At 67.8% G+C, this 3,746-nt stretch carries 2 protein-coding genes and 2 pseudogenes; 1 reads left to right on the top strand and 3 read right to left on the bottom strand.

The annotated features are described in order from the left end of the window. Positions 1–260: pseudogene (locus tag OZ10_RS22970) on the top strand (hypothetical protein); the annotation flags it as partial. A gap of 84 nt (positions 261–344) precedes the next feature. Here the strand turns inward: OZ10_RS22970 and OZ10_RS19850 are convergent. The 3 genes and pseudogenes from OZ10_RS19850 to OZ10_RS19840 form a co-directional block, all read right to left on the bottom strand. Continuing rightward, positions 345–2,360 (bottom strand): esterase/lipase family protein, encoded by a 2,016-nt coding sequence (locus OZ10_RS19850; RefSeq protein WP_052210074.1) that lies wholly within the window; start codon positions 2,358–2,360, stop codon positions 345–347. Beyond that, positions 2,357–3,394 (bottom strand): Lnb N-terminal periplasmic domain-containing protein, encoded by a 1,038-nt coding sequence (locus OZ10_RS19845; RefSeq protein ID WP_039566777.1) that lies wholly within the window; start codon positions 3,392–3,394, stop codon positions 2,357–2,359. The genes OZ10_RS19850 and OZ10_RS19845 overlap by 4 nt, the downstream gene beginning before the upstream one ends. Next, positions 3,391–3,746 (bottom strand): annotated as a pseudogene (locus OZ10_RS19840) (TetR/AcrR family transcriptional regulator); the annotation flags it as partial. The gene OZ10_RS19845 and the pseudogene OZ10_RS19840, both read right to left, overlap by 4 nt.

Genomic DNA, 3,746 nt, shown 5'->3' with positions numbered 1-3,746 from the left:
GGTGTATTTACGTGCGTGCAGTGATTTGCGGCCACGTCTTGGCGATGCCGTCAGACGTCCAGGCCAAATGCCGAGTGGGTCAAGGGCGCGGCGCCCTCACCGCTCGCGGAACACGCGGCAAGTACGTCCATGTGGGCTCGGTGGCGGCATCCATGCCGCCACACGGTCCCGCAATCGGTAAGGACACCACGCCAGACAGTTGGCTGGTGGTTTTGTTGAAGAATCAAGACAGCGTGTCGCGGCTTGCCGTTGCTCGTTGAGAACTTTGCCAACCAGCCAACTTGACTGGTCCTTGCCCGCCCACCGTCTCGGGAGCCATGGCGGCACGGATGCCGCCATGAAGCTTACGGGGAGGTACTTGCGCCGTGCCCTGCGGCCGCCGTACTTCCTGCCGCTTCGGCCTGCAACTGCGCGTGCAGAATGCGGCGGATCTCCAGAATCGCTTGCGGCGTTTCCTGCACGCTGTGCCAGGAGGTCACCACCAGTTCGGAGGCGGCGCCATCCAGATGCGCGCTGCGATACGGCACCAACCCGTCGTGGGAGGCGGCCAGCGGCACCTGCGGTTTTTCGCGGCCGACGATGGTGTGGTACTGCACCTGCGGTGAGATCGGCAGATCCACCGTGGCGCGCACGAACGGGTCGGTATCGCGCAGGTTGTCGATGCTGGTCGGCGGCAGCAGGCGGCCCTTGCGCCGGGACTGGCCACCGCTGCCCTCACGTTCGCTGTTGGCAAGGTCCTGCAATACATCGCCAAACCGGTCCAGCAACGCAATCGGCAACCGCACCAGGCGCCCGACGAAGCGCCCCAACCCGCCTTCGGCCAGTGGCGTGCCGCGATGTGGCGCGGCGATAAAAATCGCGCGGTCGATCTGCGGCACCGGCGAAAAATGCAGCAACGGCGACAGCTTCGCGCGCACGCGGGCGCCGCGCTCGCCGTCCAGGCGATAATCCCGCAGCAGCGCGTCCCAGAGCTGTTCGCCGGATGAGGACACCAGCAGCCGTCCGATCACTCCGCCCATGCTGTGCCCGATCAGGACCATGTCGTGCGAGGCGACGGCGCTGCCCGCCGGATCGAAGTGGCGAAGGCTGCGTTCCACCAACGCCTGGATTTCCGCCCGATTGACCGCGATGGGCGCATTGGTCGGGTAGTACACCTGCCAGATCTGGTAACGCTGACGCAGCGTTTCATCGCCCATCACTTCGTTGGCCACGTTGACCCAGGCCTCCGGGCTGCTGGCCAGCCCGTGCAGCATCAGCAGCACGCGGCGATCGGGATCGTAGGGCTGCATCAGATACAGATGCGGGCGCTCGATGCCGCGCGCACTGCCCAGCATCGAGCGCAGCGACTGCGCCGCAAACCCCGACTTGGCCAGCCACAGTCCGTAGGCGGCGGTGAAGTTGGCCGCCAACGGCACGCGCTGTCCATGCAGCACCACCTCGTTCTGGCGGTACGGGTCGTACGGCACCAGGGTCACCAGATCGGTCTTCAGCACCGCTGCGAGCGTGTCGCCATCGAAGCGCAGCAACAGCGTCGCCGGTGCGTACGGCATCTCGCTGAAGGTCGGCAGCGGGCGCTCGGGCGCGACACTCGGGGCGATGGCTTGCTGGACCGCCAGCCCGGCCGGATCGCCGACCAGTTGCGGGTCCACTTCGGCCACCAGCTCGGCACCGAAACCGTCGCGCCGATAGGTGCTGCGCAATCCGTTGAAGCGCAATGCCGAGGCGGCAAAGATGGCGCGCGGAGTATTACCCCCACCGGGCAGCCGGTAGGCCGACATGTCGACCACCACCTGCCAGCGGCCGACCGCCGTGGGCGCCGGGGTGGTGTCGCCGGCCTGCTGGGAGCGCGCAAACAGGCGCTCGACCACCTGCTGCACGGCATAGTTGTAGTAGTCGCGCACCTGCGTCTGGCGGTTCTCGAACGCACGCGCGCTGGGCGCGCGCGCAGTGAAAAACAGGTAGGCATACGCATGCCGCGCGGCCTCCAGCCAGGCATCGGTGGCCACGTCGCTCATTTGCGCCGGATTGCGTCCGCCCAGGTCGATTGCGCGCGCGGTCCAGAGCTCGGCCTGGGTGGCCAGGCGACGCTCTTCGCCGATGCCTGCCACCGTGGTCAGGTGCTGCAGGCAGGGCAGCGGCTGCGTGCGGCAGGCCTTGGGCTGCAGCCCCGCCACCTGCAGGGTTTCGCTACCGGCCTGGCTGAGCGCGCCGGTGCTGAGCACATCGCCGCGCGTCTGCGCGACGTAATCGCCGCTGTTGCGCGACTGCACCGTGACCATGGCGCAGCCGCTCAACCACCCACTCATCACCACCGCCACCAGCACGGTCGTGGCCCGCCGCCATGGCCTGCGCGGCATCACTGCTTCGCACTCGCCGAGGTGCCGGGCGCCGGCGCCTGCGGCATGCCGGCACGGATGCGCTCGGAGAAATCGCTCGCCTTGTCGGCAGCGATCGCACGCGCGGTGAAATGCCCGCGCTGCTTCAAGGTGGCGAAGTCATAGCCCGGCATCAGGCCGTGATGATCGTAGGCGTACGCGTCGGCGTAGCCGGACAGCAGCAGGCGGTGATCCAGCGGCAAGGTGGGCTGCAGCTGGCGCACCAGCGCAAAGACAATGGTGGTGCAGTTGCTGGTCAGCGTGTTGTAGAAGGCCGGCGCGCGATCCAGCTGGTTGGCCAGCTCCACATAGCCCATGAACATGCGACGCAACCCGGCCTTGGGGATGGTCAGGCGATACAGGTACATGTCCTCGCCGCGCACATTGGTGCGCACGCGCAGGATGTCGCGCTCGTCGGCGGCCACCAGGGTTTCTTCGAAACTGCGGAAAAATCCGCCCAGCGCCGAAAACGCCTCGCCGCGTTCCTTGCGGATTTCCAGCGAGAACACCACATGCGAGCCATCGTCGAAGCCGAACGACACCAGCGTGTGCGCAATCGCCGGGCCCATCCAGTACGACAACGCCAGATCGGCGCTGACCAGATGGTCCAGATCGTACCGGCGGGTTTCCCAGCGCGGCACGTAGCGGGTTTCGCTGTGCCAGTCGAAATTGCGCACGTTGTGCAGGGTAACGATGTTGCCTTGCACCTGCGGCTGCAGACGCTGCGCGACATCGTCGGCCCAGTCGCGGTCCTGGCTGGGCTGCATGAGCCCCCATGACACCGCCAGCACCACGAACGCGGCAGCGAAGATGCCCACCAGCGCCCAGTTCTCGCGGCCACGGCGCAGGCCCCACAGCGCTGCCAGTGCCATCGCGCACCACGAGGCCACCCAGCCGATGCGTACCAGTGCATTGCCACCGAGCGCGAAATAGATCGCCAGCCCGCCCCAGCACGCGGCCAGCACCAGCGCGGTGCGCAACGCCCAGCGGCCGATGCGTGCGCGGGTGGCCGGTGTCATCGCGTGCCGCCCTCCGGCACCTGCATGCCCAGCGCGTGCATCAGCAGATCGGCCGAACGGTGGGCCAGCCGCTTGCGTTCTGCTTCATCGTTGCCGCGCAGGCAGCTGCCCAGCATGTCGATCACCAGCAACAGCTGCTCGTCGTCGACATCGGCCCGGCACAGGCCGGCGTCGCGGGCGCGGTGCACGAAGGGCAGGAAGATCGCCACCACGCGCTGGTCGGCCGCCTCCACCGCCGGGTGCGCGCGCTCGATCGAGCGCCAGAAGTCCACCAGCGGTGCGGACTGGGCGATGTGTTCGGCCACGTCGTGCAGCAGCACGGCCAACCCGTCCGGGCGGTCGGCCAGGTCGG

Source organism: Xanthomonas cannabis pv. cannabis, from assembly GCF_000802365.1.
Taxonomy (GTDB): Bacteria; Pseudomonadota; Gammaproteobacteria; order Xanthomonadales; family Xanthomonadaceae; genus Xanthomonas; species Xanthomonas cannabis.
The sequence above is the reverse complement of the archived record's forward strand: the minus strand, read 5'-3'. Positions and strand labels throughout refer to the sequence as shown.